Annotated in this window: 18 protein-coding genes; 7 read left to right on the top strand and 11 right to left on the bottom strand. The window is 68.7% G+C overall.

Going from position 1 to position 20,748, the window contains the following annotated elements; all coding sequences use genetic code 11:
* Positions 1-3: 3 nt before the first annotated feature.
* From Q7J39_RS19050 to Q7J39_RS19030, 5 genes are all read right to left on the bottom strand, one after another.
* Positions 4-1,035 (bottom strand): FAD-binding oxidoreductase, encoded by a 1,032-nt coding sequence (locus Q7J39_RS19050; protein ID WP_304829112.1) that lies wholly within the window; start codon positions 1,033-1,035, stop codon positions 4-6.
* 41 nt (positions 1,036-1,076) lie between these two features.
* Complete coding sequence (locus Q7J39_RS19045; RefSeq protein ID WP_304829109.1) at positions 1,077-1,856, bottom strand: ABC-2 family transporter protein; 780 nt, start codon at positions 1,854-1,856, stop codon at positions 1,077-1,079.
* Positions 1,853-2,650 (bottom strand): ABC-2 family transporter protein, encoded by a 798-nt coding sequence (locus Q7J39_RS19040; protein WP_304829106.1) that lies wholly within the window; start codon positions 2,648-2,650, stop codon positions 1,853-1,855. Before Q7J39_RS19040 ends, Q7J39_RS19045 begins: the two co-directional genes overlap by 4 nt.
* Positions 2,640-3,617, bottom strand: a complete 978-nt coding sequence (locus tag Q7J39_RS19035) for an ATP-binding cassette domain-containing protein (protein ID WP_304829103.1) — start codon at positions 3,615-3,617, stop codon at positions 2,640-2,642. Before Q7J39_RS19035 ends, Q7J39_RS19040 begins: the two co-directional genes overlap by 11 nt.
* Positions 3,618-4,218: 601 nt before the next feature.
* Positions 4,219-4,815, bottom strand: coding sequence for a TetR/AcrR family transcriptional regulator (locus tag Q7J39_RS19030; RefSeq protein ID WP_304829100.1), 597 nt, complete (start codon positions 4,813-4,815; stop codon positions 4,219-4,221).
* Between the two features lie 143 nt (positions 4,816-4,958).
* On the opposite strand from Q7J39_RS19030, the gene Q7J39_RS19025 reads away from it, so the two are divergent.
* Positions 4,959-5,750 (top strand): enoyl-CoA hydratase, encoded by a 792-nt coding sequence (locus Q7J39_RS19025; protein WP_304829097.1) that lies wholly within the window; start codon positions 4,959-4,961, stop codon positions 5,748-5,750.
* Positions 5,751-5,807: 57 nt separating this feature from the next.
* Entirely contained in the window at positions 5,808-7,271 is a 1,464-nt protein-coding gene (locus Q7J39_RS19020; protein ID WP_304829094.1) for an NAD(P)/FAD-dependent oxidoreductase, read from the top strand.
* Positions 7,272-7,369: 98 nt separating this feature from the next.
* Here Q7J39_RS19020 and Q7J39_RS19015 read toward each other — a convergent pair whose 3' ends face one another.
* Both Q7J39_RS19015 and Q7J39_RS19010 read right to left on the bottom strand, forming a co-directional pair.
* Positions 7,370-9,817, bottom strand: coding sequence for an ATP-binding protein (locus Q7J39_RS19015; RefSeq protein WP_304829091.1), 2,448 nt, complete (start codon positions 9,815-9,817; stop codon positions 7,370-7,372).
* Between the two features lie 126 nt (positions 9,818-9,943).
* Entirely contained in the window at positions 9,944-10,921 is a 978-nt protein-coding gene (locus tag Q7J39_RS19010; RefSeq protein WP_304829087.1) for a LysR family transcriptional regulator, read from the bottom strand.
* A gap of 104 nt (positions 10,922-11,025) precedes the next feature.
* Between Q7J39_RS19010 and Q7J39_RS19005 the strand changes: the two genes are divergently transcribed.
* The 5 genes from Q7J39_RS19005 (at position 11,026) to Q7J39_RS18985 (ending at position 13,640) form a co-directional block, all read left to right on the top strand.
* On the top strand, positions 11,026-11,586 hold the full coding sequence (locus Q7J39_RS19005; RefSeq protein WP_304829084.1) for a hypothetical protein: 561 nt from the start codon (positions 11,026-11,028) through the stop codon (positions 11,584-11,586).
* Complete coding sequence (locus Q7J39_RS19000) at positions 11,586-12,218, top strand: GNAT family N-acetyltransferase (protein WP_304829081.1); 633 nt, start codon at positions 11,586-11,588, stop codon at positions 12,216-12,218. The genes Q7J39_RS19005 and Q7J39_RS19000 overlap by 1 nt, the downstream gene beginning before the upstream one ends.
* Positions 12,215-12,739, top strand: a complete 525-nt coding sequence (locus Q7J39_RS18995; RefSeq protein WP_304829078.1) for an isochorismatase family protein — start codon at positions 12,215-12,217, stop codon at positions 12,737-12,739. The genes Q7J39_RS19000 and Q7J39_RS18995 overlap by 4 nt, the downstream gene beginning before the upstream one ends.
* Positions 12,736-12,987, top strand: a complete 252-nt coding sequence (locus Q7J39_RS18990) for a hypothetical protein (protein WP_304829075.1) — start codon at positions 12,736-12,738, stop codon at positions 12,985-12,987. Before Q7J39_RS18995 ends, Q7J39_RS18990 begins: the two co-directional genes overlap by 4 nt.
* Before the next feature lie 242 nt (positions 12,988-13,229).
* Positions 13,230-13,640 carry a helix-turn-helix domain-containing protein gene (locus tag Q7J39_RS18985; RefSeq protein ID WP_304829072.1) on the top strand — a complete coding sequence of 137 codons (411 nt, stop codon included), beginning with the start codon at positions 13,230-13,232 and terminating at the stop codon, positions 13,638-13,640.
* On the opposite strand, the gene Q7J39_RS18980 is transcribed toward Q7J39_RS18985, so the two are convergent.
* The 4 genes from Q7J39_RS18980 to Q7J39_RS18965 all read right to left on the bottom strand — a co-directional run bounded on the left by Q7J39_RS18980 (position 13,637) and on the right by Q7J39_RS18965 (position 20,584).
* Positions 13,637-14,443 (bottom strand): RNA methyltransferase, encoded by an 807-nt coding sequence (locus Q7J39_RS18980; protein ID WP_304829069.1) that lies wholly within the window; start codon positions 14,441-14,443, stop codon positions 13,637-13,639. The genes Q7J39_RS18985 and Q7J39_RS18980 overlap by 4 nt on opposite strands.
* Before the next feature lie 6 nt (positions 14,444-14,449).
* A complete protein-coding gene (locus tag Q7J39_RS18975) occupies positions 14,450-16,567 on the bottom strand; it encodes a M13 family metallopeptidase (RefSeq protein WP_304829066.1) in 2,118 nt (705 codons plus the stop codon).
* A gap of 117 nt (positions 16,568-16,684) precedes the next feature.
* Complete coding sequence (locus Q7J39_RS18970) at positions 16,685-17,707, bottom strand: sugar kinase (RefSeq protein WP_370690113.1); 1,023 nt, start codon at positions 17,705-17,707, stop codon at positions 16,685-16,687.
* Positions 17,708-17,806: 99 nt separating this feature from the next.
* Complete coding sequence (locus tag Q7J39_RS18965; protein ID WP_304829060.1) at positions 17,807-20,584, bottom strand: TonB-dependent receptor; 2,778 nt, start codon at positions 20,582-20,584, stop codon at positions 17,807-17,809.
* Between the last annotated feature and the right edge of the window lie 164 nt (positions 20,585-20,748).

The raw sequence follows: 20,748 nt of genomic DNA, 5'->3' as shown, positions 1-20,748 counted from the left end.
CCCCTAAGTGTTATCGAACCGCGCCGGATCGAGCCGGGCGGCATAGGGGCCAAGCTCCCCCTCCGTCACGCAAGCGGTGATGATCCTCGCCACCAGGGGCGCCAGCAGCCAGCCATTGCGGCGCGCGCCGACGGCCAGCAGCACCCCGTGATGGCGGCCGCGCCCGACCATCGGCAGGCCGTCCGGGGTGGCGGCGCGGACGCCGGTCTGGGCGGTGAGCTTGGCGGTCGCCAATGCCGGGAACAGCCGGGCGCCGGCCTCCAGCAGGCCCGCGACCTGGTTGGCCTCGACGGCCAGGTCTTCAGCGCCGGCCTGCATGGTGGCGCCCAGGGTCAGCCCCCCCGGCGCAGGCGTGGCATAGGCCCCCTCGCCACGGACGACGACTCCCTGATAGGCCGGGCCTTCGGTGCGCAGGATGTGGCCCTTGATGGGCGATAGACGGTCCAGCAGCGGGGCCATGACGGCCAGGTCGCGGCCCATGCCGGTGGCGATCACCAGCCGCTCGGCGCCCTCGAACCCGTCGGCGGCGCGGGCGTGGAAGGTGACGCCGGCGGCCTCGCAGGCGCGGCGCAAGGCCATGAGCGCGGCGGCGGCGTCGATGCGCCAGTCCTCGCGGGTCAGCAGGGCGTGGCCCCAGCCGGGCGCGAGCCCCGGCGCCAGGCCGATCATGGCGTTGCGCGACAGCTCGGTGGGGTGCAGGCCCAGCTTGCGGACGCCGGCGTCGACGGTATGCAGGAAGCTCGCCTCCCCTACCGCCATGGCGCCGGCGCGATCGACAGTGACGCCGATTCGGGCTTCGAGGGCCGGCCAGAGGTCTCGGGCCGCCAGCATCAGGTCGACGTGGGCCCGCGTCTGGGCGTCCAGCACCGCCTCGAACACCGGGGCCAGCATGCCGGCGGCGACGGCCGAGGCCGTGCCGCCCTCCGGCGACGGATCATAGACCGTCACCTCGGCGCCGGCGTCGGCCAGGGCGAGCGCGGTGGTCAGACCGAGCGCGCCCGCGCCCGCGACCGTGATCCTCGGCTTGCGACTCATGGGCCTAACCACCGGGCTTCGGCTCTGAAATCAAGTCATTCTCACAGCGAAGGCGAGGCGCCGCGCCGGTATCGCGCCACGCCCAGGTGAAACAGGACCACGGCGATGGCGGCGTAGACCACCGCCCCGAACACCACCACGGCCAGGGTCTGGCCGCTGGGATGGCGCACCATGCCCATGGGCGCCAGCACCACGAAACCGGCGGGCAGGAGGGTGAAGGCGATGGTCTTCACCGCGCCCTGGTAGATCGAGCCCGGATAGCTGGAGAACAGCAGCATGAAGTCGGTGAGCTCGCGGGCGAAGCTGCGGGCGCCGGCCGCCCAGAAGGCCAGGCAGGCGAAGCTGATGCTGGCGCTGACATAGACCGTCGTCCCCGCCGCGATGGCCAGCAACAGGGTGGGAAGGTCCGTCCACTCCAGCTTGGCGAACACCGCCAACACGAACACCGCGCCGGCCAGGTCGCCCCAAGCCGTGGCGATGCTCTCGCGGGCCAGCAGGCGCGGGATCAGGCCCTTGGGCTGGGTCAACAGGGCGTCCAACTCGCCGCGCAGCAGGGTGGCGGCCAGGTCGCGATAGCCGCCGAAGAACACGCCGGAGATCCCCACCACCGACATGGTCAGGCCAAACAACAGGGCCATGTCCTGCAATTGCCAGCCGCCGATCGACCGGAAGCCCGCGAAGAACAGCACCCACAGGGTCAGGAAGAAGATGTCGTTGACGATCATCCCGCCCACCTGGATCGCGAAATTGCCGCGGTCGGCGAAGGAGGTGCGGATCGCCGCGGCCGACTGGGCGGCGTAGAGACGAGCACCCTTGATCATACCCCGCCCTCCCGCAGCACCTTGGCCAGGCCGGCGCGCCACAGGACCACGCACAGCAGGCTGAGCAGGACGATCCACAGCACCTGCCAGGCCGCGGCCTTCAGGAACATGGGCCCGGAAGGCGCCAGCGCCTGCACGCCCGCCCAATAGAGGTGGGCGGCGAAGGGGGTCGCCTCGGCCAGCTTCCGCAGCCAGTCGGGATAGAGGGTGATGGGGGCGAACAGGCCGCCCAGCAGGAACATCAGCTTCTGGATCACCAGCATCACGGGCAGGATCCGCCGGGTCCAGAAGGCGCACAGTCCCGCCACCGCGTAGAGCAGCATGCCCACGCTCACCGCCAGCACACCCAGCACGAACAGATAGGGATAGGTGGCGGCGGGCGGCCCCTGCCGGCCGGTCGCCGCCAGCCAGACCACCGCCGTGACGCCCAGCGCGGCCAGCCGCACCAGGGTTCCGCCCAGGCTCTGGGCCAGGCTCTGCAGCAGGTAGAATTTCGGCCGCAGCAGGTGCGGCTCCAGGCCGCCCGAGCGGATGTCGTCCTCGAACCGCAGGTGTACCGACGGCAAGGCCAGGGTGATCCACTCGGTGGCCAGGACGTAGAGCACCAGGCCACCGGCCGGCAGAGCAATCGCGCCAGCCACCGGCTCGGCCGCCACCTTGTCCCACAGGGCCGAGAGCACCGTCATGATCAGCACGTAGAACAGGCAGCGCCCGGCCAGCACGGTCCAGCCGGCCATCGCCTGGCCCGCCCCGATCCGCAGGGCGACGCACGCCGCGATCAGGTCACGCCGCATGGGTCGAGGCGTAGATCTCGGCGATCACCTCCTCCATGGGGGGATCCTCGATGGTCACATCCTCGATGCCGCCGTCGGCCATGGCCGCAGCGATCACCCGCTCCACGCGGGTGAGCCTGGTGTCGACCTCAAGGATGGTGGCGTGGGCCTCCGAGGCGCGGCGCGTCACGCCGGGCAGATCGAGCGACACCCCCTGCCCCGCCGACTGGAAGGTGATGATCTTGCGGCCCAGGAACCGGCGGCGAAGCTGGTCGGTGGGCTGGTCCACCACGATGCGCCCCTGGTTGACGACGATCACCCGGTCGCAGACCAGCTCGATATCCCGCGTGTCATGGCTGGTGAGCAGCACCGTCTGGCCGTGATCGCGGGCATGCTCGCGGATGAAGTCGCGGATGGCGGCCTTGGCGGTCACATCCAGGCCGATGGTGGGCTCGTCCAGGAACAGCAGGTTGGGGCCGTGCAGCAAGCTCGCGGTGATCTCGCACCTCATCCGCTGGCCCAGCGACATGCGGTGGACGGGCTGATCCAGCAGGTCGGTCAGGGCGAAGCGTTCGGTCAGCTCCCCCAGCCGTTTGGCGAAGGGCGCGGCCTCCTGGTCATAGATGTGGCGCAGCAGAGCGAAACTCTCGCGGGCGGGCAGTTCGCCCCAGAGCTGGGAACGCTGCCCGAACACCACGCCGATCCTGTAGGCCAAGGCCTTGCGCTGCTTCCACGGTGTCAGGCCCAGCACGCTGGCCTCGCCGCTGGACGGCTCCAGGATGCCCGACAGCATCTTCAGGGTCGTGGACTTGCCCGCGCCGTTGGGGCCGATGATGGCCACCCGCTCGCCCTTGCCGATCTCGAAATCGACGCCGGCGACGGCCTCGACCGTGACATGTTCGGGGGAGAAGGCCTCGAAGAAGCCGCCGCGCCGCTTAGCGTAGCGGTAGGCCTTGGCGAGCGACTTGACGGTGATGACGGCGGACATGGCGGGCTTCGATTTCTGAGAGGGTCGATGGGTCTGGCGAGTTGGATGCAAGCGGCGTCGGAGCCCGGTAGAGCTCATTGCCGCACGGCATCTGGCCAAACAGATTGGTCATCGTCTCAGGTCGTTGAAGCGCGCGAACAGGTTCGCGGAACGGCGTCATGATTAGACGTTGATTCTGAAATTCACAACCGGGGCGCACAAAAGCTGCAACTGGTGTGGCTTTCGCGCACAGTCATGCCCGATCCCGGCGACCCAGCGCCCGGAGGACCTCGGCGTCCCGTAGCAGCAGGGCATGCCGCGCGGCCGACATCGCTCCGAACCAGAGATCGGCCTGCAACACGGTGAGGTCGGCGGGGGTCATCGGGGGCCAGATTGTAAAGTCGGCGGCAATCTCACGCGGCCGCTGATCAAGATCGACTCGGTGTCGCTGAACTACCGCGACCTCTCCCTGGTGCCGGCAACTAGGTGGGCCCGTCCAAGCCCGGCCTGATCCCCTGCAGCGACGCAGCCGGCGAGATCGCCGCCGTGGGCGAGGCCCGGCAGGCCTTCGAGCATCTGCAGGCCGCCCGCCACATCGGCAAGACGTCATCAAGGTGCGCGGTTAGCGGCGGCGGAACAATGCCTCCAGCCCCTGAATGACATCTTCCATGAGCCCGCCCTCGGTATCCGTCGGATCGGCCAGCATCATCGAGGCCGCGCCGTGGCTGCAGGCCCAGACGGCCAGCGCCACCTTGTGGATCAGATCGGGGTCGCGCTCCTGCTGGTTGGGGGAATTGCCGATGGCGCCCTCGATGACCGCGAAGGCGCGGTCGCGTCCGGCGGCCACCTCGGGAGCGGCCAGGGCGGCGGGATCGAACATCAGACTGTAGAGCGCCGGCTGGGCGCGGGCGAAGCCGAAATAGGCCAGGGCCGTGGCCCGGATCGGCGCCTCGGCGGCCTCGGTCGCCGCCGCGCGCAGGGCGGCCTCGAACTCACCGAACCCCTCGGCCGCCAGCCCCGCCAGCAGGGCCTGTTTGGAGGTGTAGTGGTGATAGACCGAGCCCGGCGCGATCCCGGCCCGGGCGGCCAGGGCCCGCAGGTTCAGCTTGCCGATCCCGCCGCTTTCCAGCAGGGCGCGGGCCTCGTCCAGCAGTTGGGCTCGCAGGTTGCCGACGTGATACCCCCGACGCCGCGTGGCGCCCCCGGACGGCCAGGGCATCAGCGGGCCTCCCCGGGATCGTCGGAAGGGCGGCGCATGGAGACTCCAATTGGGTAGGTGATCATTGTTCACCGGGTTTCGCATGGTTGTCGAGGCGCGATACGCGTCGCAGGTTGGCGGAGCGGTGCTGGGAGGAGACGGCCATGTCGGGAGAGGTGCGGATCGAGATCGAGGCGCGGGCCGGCGGCGCCTGCGTGGCCCATGTCACCCTGGACAACGCCGGCAAGCTGAACACCCTGAACAGCGCCCTGATGAAGGAGTTCGCCGCGCGGATCGGGGCCCTGGCCAAGGACGAGCACCTCCGCGCCGTGGTGCTGACCGGAGCGGGTGACCGCGCCTTCATCGGCGGGGCCGACATTGACGAGATGGCCGGGCTGGACGCCGCCACGGCGCGGGCCTTCATCACCCGCGTTCACCGCTGCTGCGAGACCCTGCGCGACCTGCCGGTCCCGGTGATCGGGCGCATCAACGGCTATGCCCTGGGCGCGGGCATGGAGGTGGCCGCGGCCTGCGACCTGCGGGTGGCCGCCGATACGGCGGTGTTCGGCATGCCTGAGGTGAAGCTGGGCATACCCTCGGTGGTGGAGGCCGCCCTGCTCCCGTCTCTGGTGGGCTGGGGACGGACGCGCCAGATGCTGCTGCTGGGGGAGACCTTCAGCGCCGCGCAGGCGGAGACCTGGGGCCTGGTGGAGGCGGTGGTCCCGGCGACCGGCCTGGACGCCCAGGTGGAGACCTGGACCCGCAGCCTGCTGGCCGCCGAACCCGCCGCCGTGCGCCTGCAGAAGGCGCTGATCCGCCGCTGGGAGGACCTGCCGATGAAAGACGCCATCGCTGCGGGCATCGACGCCTTCGAGGCCGCCTGGACCACTGACGCGCCCTCCAAGGCGATGGCCGCGTTCCAGGCCGCCCGGGCGGCGCGACGAACTAACCGTTGATCACCTAGGGCGCCGCCGCTAGCCTTTCCGCAACGACAGGTCGGGAAACGAAATCAGATGGGCGCGGACTTCAAGGTCGCCATTTTGGGCGCGGGCTTCGCAGGTCTCTGCATGGGACTGAAGCTGCAGGCCAAGGGCGAGACGTCCTTCGTGATCCTGGAGAAGGCGGGCGGCGTCGGCGGCACCTGGCGAGAGAACACCTATCCCGGCAGCGGCTGCGACATTCCCAGCCACCTCTATTCCTATTCCTTCGAGCCCAATCCCGACTGGCCGGAGATCTTCTCCGCCCAATCCGACATCCTCGGATACATCGAGGACGTTGTCGAAAAGCATCAGATTTCCAAACACCTGAGGTTCAATGCTGAGGTGACCTCGGCCGCCTGGGACGACGGCGAGACGTTCTGGCGCATCGGCATGGCGGACGGATCGACCGTGACCGCCGAAACCTTCGTCACCGCCTGGGGTCAGCTCAACCGGCCCAAGCTTCCCCCCATCGCGGGCCGCGACGCCTTTGCCGGCGCCGCCTTCCACTCCGCGGAGTGGGACGCCTCCCTCGACCTGGCCGGCAAGCGAGTCGCGGTGATCGGCAATGGCGCCAGCGCCGTGCAGTTTGTCCCGGAGGTCGCCAAGGTGGCCGGTTCGCTGATCCTCTTCCAGCGCTCGCCCAACTGGATCGTGCCGCGCATGAACCGGCCCTATACGGCTGAGGAGAAGGCCCGTTTCCGCGCCGAGCCGGCCGTCATGGCCAAGGTGCGCGGCGACATCTTCGAGATGGCGGAGGCCAGGCTTGAGGCCAAGCGCGCCGGGACCCTGCCGGTGGAAGAGGTCCCCATCCCCCTGGCCCACCTGCACGCCCAGGTGACCGACCCCGACCTGCGGGCCAGGCTGACCCCCGACTATGAGATCGGCTGCAAGCGCGTGCTGATCTCCAACGACTTCTATCCCGCCCTCACCCGGCCCAATGTGACCCTTGTCACCGAGGCCATCGAGCGCATGACGCCGCGCGGCGTGGTGGACGCCCAGGGCCGCGAACACGAGGTGGACGTGGTGATCTACGCCACCGGCTTCGAGACCCGCTCCTTCGTCGGCGACACCGGCATCACCGGCGTTGGCGGCCTGCGGCTGAGTGACGTCTGGATCGACGGGCCAGAGGCCTATCTCGGCCTGTCGGTCACGGGATTCCCGAACCTTTTCATGCTATACGGGCCGAATACCAACCTCGGCCACAACTCCATCATCTTCATGATCGAGGCCCAGGCCGACTACGTGCTGCAGGCACTGGACGCCATCCGTGAGGCCGGTCCCCTGTCGGTGAAGCAGGAGGTCGCCGACGCCTACAACGCCGACCTGCAGAAGGCGCTCGCCATCACGCCCTGGGCCGGGACCTGCACCAGCTGGTACAAGACCGCCGACGGCCGCATCCTCAACAACTGGCCCCACACGGCGCGAGCCTACGCCAAGGCGGTCGAGCGGTTCGAGATCGAGGCCTATGAAGTGATGCGGGCGGTGGAGCCCGCCTAGATCACGATGCGCTCCGACGGAATCGTCTGAGCGTTGAATCGTGATCTAATTTCAAAGCTATAGAGCCGGATTCAGGCTTCGAGAGAAGCCATCCGGCTCTAGGCCGCCACCGAAGCCTCGCCGTTCTCGGCCTCAGCCGGAACCTCCAGCACCGCCTGAAGCGCCGCGAACAGGCGCCCGACCTCGATGGGCTTGGCGACGAAGCCGTCCATGCCGGCGTCGGTGTATTCGGCCACCTGGTGGGCCATGGCGTTGGCGGTGAGCGCGATGATCGGGGTGCGCGCCCTGCCCTCGGCGGCCTCGCGCGCGCGGATGATGCCCGTCGCGGTGGGACCATCCATCTCGGGCATCTGGACGTCCATCAGGATGACGTCCCAGTCCTCCCGCGCCCAGGCCTCGACGGCCAGTGCGCCGTTCGCCACGATCACCGGATCGACGCCGATCTGGTGCAGCAGGGTCTTGAGCACCAGCTGATTGACGGTGTTGTCCTCGGCGGCCAGCACGCGCAGGGCGCCGACCTCCATCTCGATGGCCGCCACCACGCCGGCGTCCGGCGCGGGCAGGACGTGGGTGGCCGCGCTCTTGGCGAGCGGCAGGGTGACGGAGAAGGTGGAGCCCTTGCCGGGCTCGCTCTCGGCCCGGATCGCGCCGCCCATCAGCTGGGCGAGCTCGCGGCAGATGGCCAGGCCGAGGCCCGTCCCGCCGTAGCGCCGGGTGGTGGAGGCGTCGGCCTGCTCGAACTTCTGGAACAGGCTGGCCAGCCGCTCGGGCGGAATGCCGATCCCGGTGTCGGCCACGGTCAGGCACAGGCCGTCGCCGCTGCGCGCGACACAGACCCGCACCTCGCCGCTCTCGGTGAACTTCAGCGCGTTGGAGACCAGATTGTAGAGGATCTGCCGAACGCGGGTTGAGTCCCCCACATAGACCCCGCGGGCCTCGGCCTCGACGGCCAGGTCGAAGGACAGGCCCTTCTTGTTGGCGATGGCGGTGAAGGCGGCGTGCGCCCCGCGCGCCAGCTCGCTGATGTCGAACTCGGCCTCTTCCAGCTCCAGCTTGCCGGCCTCGATCTTGGAGAGATCGAGCACATCATTGAGAATGTGCAGCAGGGTCTCGCCCGACTGACGCACCACGTCCAGGCGGTCGCGTTGCAGCGGACTGAGATCATCGGCGGCCATGGCCTGGGCCATGCCCAGGACGCCGTTCAGCGGGGTGCGAATCTCGTGGCTCATGGTGGCCAGGAAGGTGGACTTGGCCCGGTTGGCGGTCTCGGCGTCTTCCTTGGCCTGCAGCAGGGCGCGCTCGGCGGCCTTGCGCTCGGTGATATTCTGCATCGCCCCGATCAGCCGGATCGGCCGACCCTCGCGGTCGTTCACCAGGCGGCAGGCCCCGGAGGTCCAGATCTCCTTGTCGTCGGCGCGGATGACCCGGTACTCGGGACGATAGGGCGTCCCATCGTCCACATGAAGCTGCCAGGCCGCCTCGACGCCGGGGCGATCGCGCGGGTCTATGGTGGCGTAGATGTCGCGATAGAGCTCTTCGTAGGTCTTCGGCTCGGTGAAGAAGGTGTCCTCGGCGCCGGCCTTGATCAGTTCACGCCGCTGGTAGTCTACTTCGTAGACATGGATGTCGGCGATTTCCATGGCCAGGGTCAGGCGCTGTTCCGAACGCTCGGTGGCCTCCAGGGCCTCGACCATGCGGCTGATGTCGTGGCTGGCGATGATCAGGCCGCCGACCTCGCCGTCGGCATTGCGCCAGGGCGCCATCTCCACCGAGATCCAGCGCACGGCGCCCTTGTCATCGCGATAGGGCACGCGGTCGGATGCGATGGTCTCGCCGGCCAGCACGCGCTCGTAGAATTCGCGCCAGCGTTCGAACACCGCCGGGCGAAGCTCCATCATGGGACGGCCCGTCGCCTCGAGGACGGTCAAGCCCACCTCCTCGGCCCAGCGCGGGCTGCAGCCCACCACGTTGAGCGCCTTGTCGGTGATCACCAGGGAGACCGGCATGGCCCGGACGACGCCGGCGAACGCTCCCATGATCGCCGCGCGCTCGCGGCGGCCGCGCTCGCGAGCCTTGGTAGCCTGGGCCCGATCCCACTCATCGGCGACGAAGGCGGCGAGATCCGTGAGGCGCCCGGCCAGGCTGGCGTCGTAGGCGCGCACCTCCGGTCCCGTGACGCAGATCACACCCGGCACAGCGCCGTCGGGGAGGCGAATGGGCGCGGCGGCATAGAAGCGGAGATATGGCGGTCCGGCGACGCTGGCCATGGAGGACACGCGAGGGTCGCGCCGTCCGTCCTCGACCCAGAGCAGTTCACCGTTGTCCAGGACCCACTTCACGCTCGCCGCAACCGGGTGGTCCTGATCTGGCTCCCGGCTGCGCCAGGCCCGACCACCCTTGACCAAAACCACCTGCGCCACCACGGAGCCAAACAGGGTGCGGGCCAGACGGGTGGCGCGGTCACAGACGTCCTGGCTCAGGTCGAGCTCAAACGGGCGCCCATCTTCGGAATCGGCGGTGGAATCCGGCAAATTGATCCCTGACATGCGCCGATCCCCCCGGTTTTTGGCCGTTCTTCACAAAAACGGTACGGGAATTGAGTTAAGGCCGACTTTATACCGGGCGTCAGAAATCATCCCGCCACGGTCGATTTTCCGTGTCACGCCGGGGACTTAGGCCCTCGCGCTGGCCGCCGGCCAGGACCAGCCGTCGAACTCGGAGGGGTGGATGAACTCCTTGCGGTACCAGGGCCGCTCGCGGGCGTCGAAGATCGAGACGAGCCATTCGGCGACACGGGCGACGCGCGGCGACTTCAGCGCGTCACGATGGTGGCAGAGCCACAGGGTCCCGCTGGCCAGGGGCGGGATATCCAGCATCACCAGGTTCGAGGTCAGGCGCAGGATGGCGGTGGGCACCGGCCCGATCCCGGCCCCGCGCTCGATGGCGTGGAGCATGGCGGTTGAGGAGTTCACCACCAGGGACGGCGCGGCCAACTCCATGAAGGCGCCGGTCCTGGCGTGCCACTGGCCCTTCTCGCTGACCTGGGCGGAGTGGGCGATGAAACGATGGCCGACCGCGGACTCCAGGCGCGTGGGGGCCCCATACGTATCGATGTAGTCCTGCGAGGCGAACAGGGCGTAGTGCAGGGTCGCCAACTCCGTGGCCGCCACATCCGGCTGCCCCCCGGGCGAAGTCATCTGGATCGACAGGTCGACGTGACCGTCCACTGGGTTCTCAGGATAGAAGCCGCAATCGAGGGCAAGGCGGATGCCGGGGTTTTCCTTCATGAAATCCGCGAGCTTCACCCCCACCAGGAAGCCGCCGATCCCCTCCGGCGCGGCGATGGTCACCTCACCGCTGTCATGCCGGTCGGCCTCCAGGGCCATGCGCTCGATATCGACGGAGGCCCGGTGCATCGACAGCGCCCGATCATAGATGCGCTCGCCGGCCCGGGTCAGGCTGACGCCGCGCAGGCCGCGGTCGAACAGGCGCACGCCCAGCCGGGTCTCCAGGTCATCGATGCGCCGGGTGATGGTCGGCTGACTGGTGCGCAGGCGACGCGCGGCGGCGCCGAAGCTGCCGGCCTGGGCCGCGGCCACGAAGGTCTTGATGTCGTCCCAGTCGGCGCGGCCGCCGTCGTGATTGTCCATCCTGCCCAACCCGTATCGTGGCGCCCCCATACGAACTTGGCGGCTGCACGCAGATGATTTGACGCTCTATCAAAAGCCGACTTCGCACAAGTCGGGTGAGCAAGATGCAGAACGCCGCCGATTACACGAGACGGCCCCGCGAACACCTTGCGCGACTGGGCCTGACGCTGGCGACGCAGGATGAGATTGTTCAGGGCCGTGATATCGCATCCCGAACCGTCGGCCCCGCCGTGGCCACCGTGGAAACCCTTCAGGCGGTCCAGGATCGCACCCGGTGCTCGGCCTTCGCCTATCGTGGCGTCGACGGCGGACTGGCGGGGGTGCTCTGCATCATCCCCCTCACCCGGGCCGCCGCCCCGTCCCTGGCGGCTGGCGTGCTCGACGGCGTCGCCCCGCCCCTGGAGATGGCCGCTCGCCCTCACGAGCGGGTCATCGCGGTCTATGGCTGGGGCATGGCGGGGACCACCTGGCGCGGCCGCGCGGTGGTGATGGCCGCCGCCTTGGCCATCCACCGCGAGATCTACGACACCGTCCCCCTCTATGGCCGCGCCGCCACGCCGGGGGGCGAACGCACCCTGCTGCGCCGCATGGGCGCCCAGCCCGTGCCGGGCCCCGGCGGTCTCGTCGTCTGCCCCACCTGGCCCGTCCAACGGAAGGTCGCCTGATGAACGCCAATGTCCGCATGCCCTTGGAGGCCCGTCCCGCCGCGGCGGTCGACGAGGGCCAGTTGGAGGTCGTGGTCTGCCGCACCCTTCCCGACATCATGCAGGCCATGGCGGTCCGCACCTTGGTCTATATGGGCGAGCAAGCCTGCCCCTATGACGAGGAGTACGATGGCAACGACTTCGCAGGCGCCACCCACCTGATCCTGCGCCGCGACGGGGAGCCGATCGGAACCCTGCGCATCCGCTGGTTCGCCGACTTCGCCAAGGTGGAGCGGGTGGCGGTGCGCAAGGAGTTCCGCCGCGGCCGCGCCACCCTGATGCTGATCCTGGCCGCCAAGAAGCTCGCCGAGAAGAAGAACTACCGGCAGATCCTCGGCTACGGACAGGTCCGCCTGATCCACTTCTGGGAACAGTATTTCAACGCACATGTCCGGCCGCGTCGCGACGGCTTCGTGGTCTCCGACCACGACTATGTGGAGATGGTGGTGGAGGGCGTGCCGCCCCACGACGCCCTGACCCTCGACTCAGATCCCTATGAACTGCTGCGCCCCGAAGGCGCCTGGACCGAGCCGGGCGTGCTGGACAAGTCCGCGGCGCGCACCGCCCGCAATCCCGGCGGAGCGCCCCGGTGAGAGAGTACGCCCCCGACGCTTCAGCCCTGATCTGCCTGGACCTGCAGCGCGAACGCCTGGCCACCGAGAACGCGGCCGCCACGGTCGCGGCCTGCCGCAGGGTGCTGGAACAGGCCCGGCGACGCCGCTGGCCCGTGCTGCACGTCCACGCCCGGCTGGACGCAGACCCGCTGGGCCGCCCGATCCCGGGCCTGGAGCCCCTGCCCAGTGAAGCGGTGTTCATCCGTCATGGCCCCTCGGCCTTCACCAACGCCGCCTTCAGCCAGACGGCTCAGAGTCTGGGCGGGCCGCTCGTTCTGATCGGCTTCCGCCTGGCCGACACCGTGCTCGCCACCGCCTTCGCCGCCGCCGATCGGAACCTGGCCGTCGAGGTGGTGGACGAGGCTGTCGGGGGCGATCCGGCCAACCGTCAGATCCTGCTCAAGCCGCTGGCCGCCCTCGCCCCCAGGGCGCGCGTGACCACTTCCCGTGAGCTATTCTTCGAGGACGCCTCGCGGTTCGCCGCGGCGAACATGCCATGACCGACTTCAAGATCCCGCACAGCTCCCGGCCCGTCGCGCCGCAACGGCATCCGTCAGACATGGACCTCGACGACCAGACCGCCGAACTCCTGGAGATGGCCAGCCTGCTCAGTCCCAGGGACATGGCGACCCTGTCGGTGATCGTTCGCCGCGCCGCCGAAATCTCGGAGACGGAGGGCGAGGAGGTCGCCATCGCGGTCCTCGATCAGATCCATGGCATCCTTGAAGGGCGCACACCGGACGCCTGACCGCAATCTGAGATTGTGATACACGCTTAGATCGTTCTTGCGCAGAGAACCCAAAGTGGGGATGTTTCGTGTGGCGAGATACGGATCGGACGGTTAGCGGCGCTCAAAAACCCTTGCAGCGTGCAATTTAACCCTGCAGTGCGGCTCTATGTCTTAGGTCGGACAAATTGGTGGCGATACGGCTTTTACGCGTGCAGAAAAGGCGCTGCGTACTGGAGCGTGCGCGCCAAAAGGACATATCCGTGAGCGAGAATATTGACGACGCGGGGCCCGACCCCATCGACGTCGCTGTCGGCCACCGCATTCGCGTGCGTCGCAAATGGCTGGGCATCTCCCAATCCACCCTGGCCGACCACCTGGGCGTCAGCTTCCAGCAGGTCCAGAAGTACGAGCGCGGCGCCAACCGCACCTCGGCCTCCATGCTGGTGCGCATCGCCGAGAAGCTGGAGACCACAGTCGGTGAACTGGTGGGGGAGAACGACCGCCCCACCGGTGACGAGAGCCTGTTCGAGAAACTGGCCGTGCCGGGCGCCGTCCAACTCCTGGAGGCCTTCGCCAGCGTGCAGCAGCCCTCGCTGCGCACGGCGATCCTCAACCTGACTCGGTCGCTGATCGAAGAGACCGAAGAGCCCGCCCCGAAGCGAGCGCGCTAATCCCTCCCGGCCGCGAAGGCCAGGTGGTGCAGGACGATTCCCCCGGTCGTCGCCACGTTGAGAGAGTCAAAGCCGGTGGCCATGGGAATGGCCACCGTTGTCGTACGCGCCAGCACCGACGCCGCCAGGCCCGGCCCCTCGGCCCCCAGCAGCACGGCGGTCTTTGACGGACGCTTGAGGTCCATGAGGCGCGTCGTCCCCTTGGGGCTCAGCGCCACGGTCTCGAAGCCGGCCGCGCCCAGGGTGTCCAGCAGGTCTCCCTGCGCGGTCGCGCAGGGGGTCACCAGCACCGCGCCCACCGAGACCCGGATAGCCTTGCGGTAGAGCGGGTCACAGCAGTCGGTGTCCAGCAGCACCGCATCGACCCCGAAGGCGGCGGCGTTGCGGAACAGGCCGCCCATGTTGTCGTGGTTGGCGATCCCCGACAGCGCCAGCACCAACGCCCCCTCCCCCAGGCCCGCCAGCAGGTCGGCGGCGACGGGCGAGGCGCGGCGGCGTCCCAGGGCCAGGATGCCGCGGTGGATGTGGAAGCCCACCACCGCGTCCATCGCCTCCTGGTTGGCCGAATAGACCGGCACATCCCGCGGCATCTGGGCGATCAGATGGGCCAGGCCCGCCACCCGCTTGCGGGCGATCATCAGGGAGACCGGCTCGCACAGGGTCGAGCGCGCAAGCACGTTGAGCACCACCTCGCCCTCGGCCACGAACAGACCCTCACGGCCCACCAGGTCGCGCTCCCGCACATCGCGATATGCGCCGACACGCGGGTCGGCGGGATCGTCGATCAGGATGATCTCAGGCAAGCCGAGCTACCAGATCTTCACCCGGTCGGCCGGCGCCAGATGGAGCTTCTCCCCCGACTTGACGCCGAAGGCGGCGTACCAGGCGTCGAGATTGCGCACCGTGTCGGCGCGGTATTCGCCAGGCGCGTGCCCATCGGTCAGCAGGGTGCGGCGCAGGGCGGCTTCGCGGGCCTTGGACCGGTAGTTCTGAGCCCAGCCCAGGAAGATCCGCTGGTCGGCGGTGACCCCGTCGATCACCGGCGCCGCCGCCCCCTTCAGCGACAGGTGATAGCCGTCGTAGGCCGTGGCCAGTCCCGCCAGGTCGGCGATGTTCTCGCCCAGCGTCAGCTCACCGTTCACCGCCAGGTCCGGCAGCGGCTTGTAGGCGGCGTACTGAGCCGAGAGCTGCTTGGCCGCGGCCTTGAAGTGGGCCATGTCGGCGTCGGTCCACCAGTTCCTCACATTGCCCTTGGCGTCGAACAGGGCGCCGGCGTCGTCGAAGCCATGGCTGATCTCATGGCCGATCACCCCGCCGATGGCCCCGTAGTTCACCGCCGGGTCCGCCGCGGGATCGAAAAACGGCGGCTGCAGGATGGCGGCCGGGAAGCTGATGGAGTTCTGCATCGGCGCGTTCAGCGCATTGACCGTCTGCGGCGTCATGTACCACTCCCCTCGGTCCACGGGTCGCCCCAGCTTGCCGAGGTTGCGGCGGTACTCGAAGAGTTCGGCGCGCTGCCAGTTGCCGTAGGCGTCCCCGGCCACGATGTTCAGGCCGGAATAGTCACGCCATTTGTCGGGATAGCCGACCCCGACCTGGAAGTTGGCGAGCTTCTCGCGGGCCTTGGCCTTGGTGGCCGGATCCATCCAGTCCAGCCGGTCGATGCGCTGGCCGAAGGCGGCCAGGATGTTCTTCACCATCACCTCGACCTCCGCCTTCGATTCCGGCGGGAAGTATTTGGCGACATACAGTTTTCCGATCGCTTCGCCCAGCGCATTGCCGGTGAAGTCGACGCCGCGCTTCCAGCGGGCCGACTGCTGCGGCGTGCCCGACAGGGCCGTGCCGTTGAAGGCGAAGCTCTCGTCCACGAAGGCCCTGGAGAGGTAGGGCGAACCCCGCTCCACCGCGTGGAAGGCCAGGTAGTCTTTCCAGGCCGCCAGGGGCTCTGACGCCACCAGCCGGGCCTCGCCGGTGATGGCGGTGGACTGCCAGGCGCCGAACAGCGGCTGGTCGGACAGGCCGGCGGCGGTCAGGAAGGCGTCCCAGTCCATCCCCGGCGCCTTGCTGGAGAGCTCGGCGCGGGTCCATTGGACGTTGGTCTTGGGGATGTCGAAGGTGTCGGACGCCGTCCAGTGGGTCGCCGCGATCTTGGTCTCCAGGGCCAGGACCCGGGCGGCGCGGGCCTCCACGTCGCTGAAGCCCGCCAGCCGCAGCTGGTTGGCGACGTGGGCCTTGTAGCGGGCCCGCAGGTCCACATACTTCGCGCCGGCGTCGAGATAGTAGGCGCGGTCGGGCATTCCGAGCCCGCCCTGGATGAGGTAGGGCAGGTAGCGGCTGGTGTCGTTGAGGTTCTCCACCACCCACAGGCCGAAGATCCGGTCGGTCTTCATGTTGGTGGCGTTCATGATGTCGACGTCGGCGCGGATCGATCCGCCCAGCTGGGCTGAGAGATCCTTGCGGGTCTTGAGGGCCGCGATCTGGGCCAGCTCCGGGGCAAGCGGGGTCGCCCCCTTCGCCTCGACGGCGGCCTCGTCCATGAAGCTGGCATAGTAGTCGCCGATCATCCGCGCCTCGGACCCGGCCGGACCCTGGGTCTTGGCCGCCGTCTCGATCAGATCGACGGTGCGCTTGGAGGCGGCCTCACGCAGGACGGCGAAGGTGTTGTAGCTGGACCGGTCGGCGGGGATCTCGGTGGTCTTCACCCAGGTCCCGTTGGCGTAGCTGAAGAAGTCGTCGCCAGGCTTCACCGAGGCGTCCATGCCGGCGGTGTCGAAGCCGAAGGTCCCGTAGGCCGGCTTGGCCTTGGGCGCTTCGGCGACGGGCGCGGGCGGGGGGACCGGCGTCGGCGGCGCGGCCGACAGGCTGGCGCAGGCGCTCAGGATCACCGGCGCGCAGGCGGCCAGCAGCAGGGTTTTCAGACGGATCATTCGAAGGCTCCCAAGAGACCGGGCGCATCACGGCGCGCTCTCAGCGTTTGGGCCTTCATACACCGGCGCCGCGATTTGGGCGCCGCCCGGGGATTAATCTTCTGTCATCTGCGCCGTTTAGCGCCTGACATCCAGGCTGTGGCCAGACCGCGCGGCCTCGACATCGGCCAGGGTCGCCAGGTTGAAGTCCCCGGGCGTCGCGTGCTTCAGCACCGCGGCGGCGACGGCGAAGTCCAGCAGGTCGGCCTCGGCCATTCCCGTCAGCAGGCCGTGGATCACTCCGGCGGCGAAGGCGTCGCCCCCGCCGATGCGGTCGATGATGGGGTTCAAGGGCCGGCTGTCGGTACGCCAGGCGCCGCCGCGGGAGAACAGGAAGCCACTCAGGTCGTGGTGGTTCACCGTGTGCTGCACCCGGTCTGTGCAGGCCAGGCGCTGCAGGTTCGGCCAGGCCTTGAAGGCCATGTCGGCGGCCCAGCGGCGCAGGCCGTCGGCCTCCCCGCCATTCTCGAAGGCGGCGCCCAGCACCAGGGCGATGTCACGGTGGTCGCCGAACACCAGGTCAGCCTGGGACAGCATCTCCCCCAGGATGGCCGGGGCGTCGCCATCCCAGGCCTGCCACAGGGTCGCGCGGTAATTGCAGTCCATTGAGACCGTCAGGCCCAACCGCCGCGCCGCCCGCACCCCATCGACGGCGGCCCGGGCGGTGTCGGGGCCGATGGCCGCGGTGACGCCGGAGACGTGCAGCCAGCCCGCGCCGGCCAGTTCGGCGTCCCAGTCGAGGGTCGAGGCGCCCCGGCTGAAGGCGCTGTCGGCTCGGTCGTACAGCACCTGGGACGGCCGCTGCGCCGCGCCGGGAGTGAGGAAGTAGAGGCCCATCCGACCGGCTGTGAAGCCGATGCCCGAGGTGTCCACGCCATAGCGGCGCAGCTCATCGACGGCGGCATGGCCCAGGCCATTGTCGGGCAGCACGCTGAGCATGCGGGCGGCATGACCGAAGCGGGCCAGGGACACCGCCACATTGGCCTCCGCCCCGCCGAAGCTGACCTTCAGGGTCGGCGACTGCAGGAGCAGTTCGTTGTCCGGCGCGGCCAGACGGACCAGGACCTCGCCGAAGCAGACAACAGCAGGGGCCACGGACATCTCCAGACTGGCGGCGCACCGAACGCCCCGCCCTACCCTAAACAAAGCGGCGCGCCGGGGAACCGGCGCGCCGTAGGTCTCTCCTCGGGGGATCTAGGCTTAGTAGGTGTAGCGCACGCCGATCAGGTATTCCCGGCCGGTGTGGTGGTAGAAGTTCATCAGGTCCTGAGCGCCGTTGAACTGGTCCTGGAACTCGTCGGTGAGGTTCACCCCCTCGAAGGTGAACTTCAGGTGGTCGTTCCAGGTGTAGGTGAACGAGGCGTCCACGTTCATGGTCTCGTTGGTGCCGTCATAGACCATGCCGGCCTCCTGGCCGGGGACCCGGGTCAGGTACTTGTCACGGTGGCTGGCCGAGACGCGGGCGCTGATCTTGTCGTCCTCGTAGTAGAGGGTGACGTTGTAGGCTTTGCGCGACAGGCCGGTGAGGTCGTTGGTGGCCACCTTGGTCGTCACCCCGGCCACCGTCGCATAGTAGTCGATGGACGACTTCACGCTGGTGTAGTTGGCGATGATCCCGGTGTTGGCCAGGGGCCCCGGCAGGAAGCTGAAGGGCTGCTGGAAGCTGACCTCGAAGCCGGTGAGATCGCCGCCGGGGGTGTTGATCGGGGTCGAGAAGTTCCAGATCGCCGACGGGCTGCAGCCGACGGTGGCCCCGCAGGCGGCGGTGGCGATGCTGTCTGGCAGGCCGAAGGGGTTGCCGGTGAAGGCCGCCTGGGTGGAGAGCGTCTGCACGAAGCTGTCGATCTCCTTCTTGAAGAAGGCGACGCTCAGCAGGGCCTCGGGCTGATAGTACCACTCGAAGGACAGGTCGTAGGCCTTGGCCCGGAAGGGGTCGAGGTTCGGGTTGCCGGCGGTCACGGTCCGCGACGAGCCCGAGACGCTGACGCTGGCGCCCGGGGTCAGGCTGCCGAGGTTCGGCCGCGACATGGTCTGGGCCGCGCCGAAGCGGACCAGGAGGTTCTCCATGGGCTCGATCACCATGTTCAGCGACGGCAAGGTGTCCTCGTACTTGCGGTCCACGGTGATCGGCACGGGAGATCCGGCGAGGAAGGTGTAGCCCGAGGCGGTCTGCTCGGTCTTCACATAGCGGACGCCGACATTGCCGCGGAACGGCATCCCGGCCAGCTCGGTGTCCCAGTCGGCCTGGACGAAGCCGCCCTTGTCCTTCTCACCCACCGAGTTGTTGTTGGACAGCGACGGCTCCTTGCCCATCTTCCAGGCCCCGCCGAACGCGGTGGGGTCGTTGAGCTGGAACAGGGTGAGCGCGCTGAAGTAGTTCGGTGAGATCCAGGCGCTGGTGCTGCCGGCCGGGACCCCCAGCCCCTCGGTGGGCAGGGTCACCGTCTTGGCGTAGGTGGAGGTGGCGATCGCCGCCACGCCGGCGGGGATCACGGTCTCCTGGTTGGTGGAGGTGCCGTTGGAGCGGCGTAGTTCGGTGCTCTCGAACTCGTACTGCTTCCAGGACAGGCCGCCCTTGAAGGTCAGGATGTCGTTGGGCTTCCACTCGCCGTCGAAGGCGACGGTGTCGTAGGTGTTGACCGCGCTCTGCGGCCGCATCCGCACCTGGGTGAGCCTCCAGGCGCTGGGATTGGTCAGGTCGGCGTTGCCGTAGGTCAGCAGCGGGGCGCGGCCCTGGCCATAGTCGAACTTGTAGCCGTCGACATTGAACTGGTCCCAGATGATCGTCGTCTGGACCGGGTTCTGGTGGTCGGACTCCGAATGACCGGCCACCGCGTGGATCTTCAGCGTGTCGGAGAAGGCATGGCTGAAGTCCAGGGAGTACTGGTTGAAGGTGGTGGTCAGCTCGTCGTAGCGGTCCTCGACCCGCAGATCGACGTCATCGAACGTACCGGCCGTCATCACTCCGTTGGTGATGGTCGAAGAGACCACGTTGGTGTCGGCGATCCCGCAGGAGGTGGCGACATTGGCCGCGGTGCAGGCGCCGCCGACGCTGAAGGACGGAGCCTCCAGGAACTGCTCCTCGCGGCTCCCGTCGAGCTTGGCGTAGAGGTAGTCGAAGGTCAGCTCGGTGGCGTCGGTCGGCTTCCACTGCAGGGCGAAGGTGGCGCCCAGGCGCTCCTGCTCCTGATCGTAGCGGTCATAGCGCGGGAAGCGCGGATGATAGGCGGCGTTGTTGGCCGCGGCGGCCGGATTGACCGTGGTGGGCAGGCCCGCGCCGTTCGGCAGGGCGTCGAAGCCCGGCGAGAACGAGGTCCCCGGCGCCCAGCGCACCGTGGAGGTCCCCACGTCCAGCAGGGAGCGCTTGGAATAGGCCAGGCTGAGCAGGGCCCCGAAGGTTCCATCGGCCCAGGTGTTGGAGATCATGCCGGCGGCGCGCGGCGAGGAGTCCTCCGACAGGGAATTGTAGCTGGCCTGGGCCGAGGCCACGAACTTGAAGCCATCATAGTCCAGCGGCCGCGCGGTGCGCAGGTCCACCGTGGCGCCCAGCGAGCCCTCTTCGGTCTCGGCCGCCGAGGTCTTCTGCACGGTGATCGAGTTGAACAGGTCGGCGGCGAAGATGTTGAAGTCGAAGGACCGGCCGCGGTTGGTGCCGCCCGAGGCGTCGGTGCCGCCAGCGGTGGTCAGGGCCTCCATGCCGTTGATGCGCACGCGGGTGAATTGCGGACCCAGGCCGCGGACGGAAATCTGACGGCCTTCGCCGGCGTCGCGGGCCAGGGCCACGCCGGAGATCCGCTGAATGGATTCCGACAGGTTCAGGTCGGGGAACTTGCCGATGTCCTCGGCCAGGATGGTGTCGCTGGCCGTGGCGCTGCCGCGCTTCAGTTCGAGGGCTTGCTGCAGGCTACCCCGGAAGCCGGTGACCACAAGCTCCTCGACTTCCGTCTGCTGCGCGAAGGCCGGTGCGGCGAGAGCCATGGTCAGCGCCGCCAGCGAAGCGCCACCCAAGAGCGCGCGCGTTTTCGTCCAAGACCGAATGCGGACCATCTGTCCCTCCCTGTGCGGAGCCACCTGCGACGTAAGGCCGTCAGATGGTGGGCGCCGTTCCGGCGCTCCCCGCGCTTCCCCATTTATGACACCGG

This window comes from Phenylobacterium sp. (assembly GCF_030651185.1).
Classification (GTDB): domain Bacteria; phylum Pseudomonadota; class Alphaproteobacteria; order Caulobacterales; family Caulobacteraceae; genus Phenylobacterium.
This window is presented reverse-complemented; position numbering and strand designations above follow the sequence as displayed.

Excerpts from the sequence above, each read along its gene's own strand:
- Q7J39_RS19050 (WP_304829112.1), bottom strand. The coding sequence starts at position 1,035 with ATGAGTCGCAAGCCGAGGATCACGGTCGCGGGCGCGGGCGCGCTCGGT.
- Q7J39_RS19045 (WP_304829109.1), bottom strand. The coding sequence starts at position 1,856 with ATGATCAAGGGTGCTCGTCTCTACGCCGCCCAGTCGGCCGCGGCGATC.
- Q7J39_RS19040 (WP_304829106.1), bottom strand. The coding sequence starts at position 2,650 with ATGCGGCGTGACCTGATCGCGGCGTGCGTCGCCCTGCGGATCGGGGCG.
- Q7J39_RS19035 (WP_304829103.1), bottom strand. The coding sequence starts at position 3,617 with ATGTCCGCCGTCATCACCGTCAAGTCGCTCGCCAAGGCCTACCGCTAC.
- Q7J39_RS19030 (WP_304829100.1), bottom strand. The coding sequence starts at position 4,815 with ATGCCCTGGCCGTCCGGGGGCGCCACGCGGCGTCGGGGGTATCACGTC.
- Q7J39_RS19025 (WP_304829097.1), top strand. The coding sequence starts at position 4,959 with ATGTCGGGAGAGGTGCGGATCGAGATCGAGGCGCGGGCCGGCGGCGCC.
- Q7J39_RS19020 (WP_304829094.1), top strand. The coding sequence starts at position 5,808 with ATGGGCGCGGACTTCAAGGTCGCCATTTTGGGCGCGGGCTTCGCAGGT.
- Q7J39_RS19015 (WP_304829091.1), bottom strand. The coding sequence starts at position 9,817 with ATGTCAGGGATCAATTTGCCGGATTCCACCGCCGATTCCGAAGATGGG.
- Q7J39_RS19010 (WP_304829087.1), bottom strand. The coding sequence starts at position 10,921 with ATGGACAATCACGACGGCGGCCGCGCCGACTGGGACGACATCAAGACC.
- Q7J39_RS19005 (WP_304829084.1), top strand. The coding sequence starts at position 11,026 with ATGCAGAACGCCGCCGATTACACGAGACGGCCCCGCGAACACCTTGCG.
- Q7J39_RS19000 (WP_304829081.1), top strand. The coding sequence starts at position 11,586 with ATGAACGCCAATGTCCGCATGCCCTTGGAGGCCCGTCCCGCCGCGGCG.
- Q7J39_RS18990 (WP_304829075.1), top strand. The coding sequence starts at position 12,736 with ATGACCGACTTCAAGATCCCGCACAGCTCCCGGCCCGTCGCGCCGCAA.
- Q7J39_RS18975 (WP_304829066.1), bottom strand. The coding sequence starts at position 16,567 with ATGATCCGTCTGAAAACCCTGCTGCTGGCCGCCTGCGCGCCGGTGATC.
- Q7J39_RS18970 (WP_370690113.1), bottom strand. The coding sequence starts at position 17,707 with ATGTCCGTGGCCCCTGCTGTTGTCTGCTTCGGCGAGGTCCTGGTCCGT.
- Q7J39_RS18965 (WP_304829060.1), bottom strand. The coding sequence starts at position 20,584 with ATGGCTCTCGCCGCACCGGCCTTCGCGCAGCAGACGGAAGTCGAGGAG.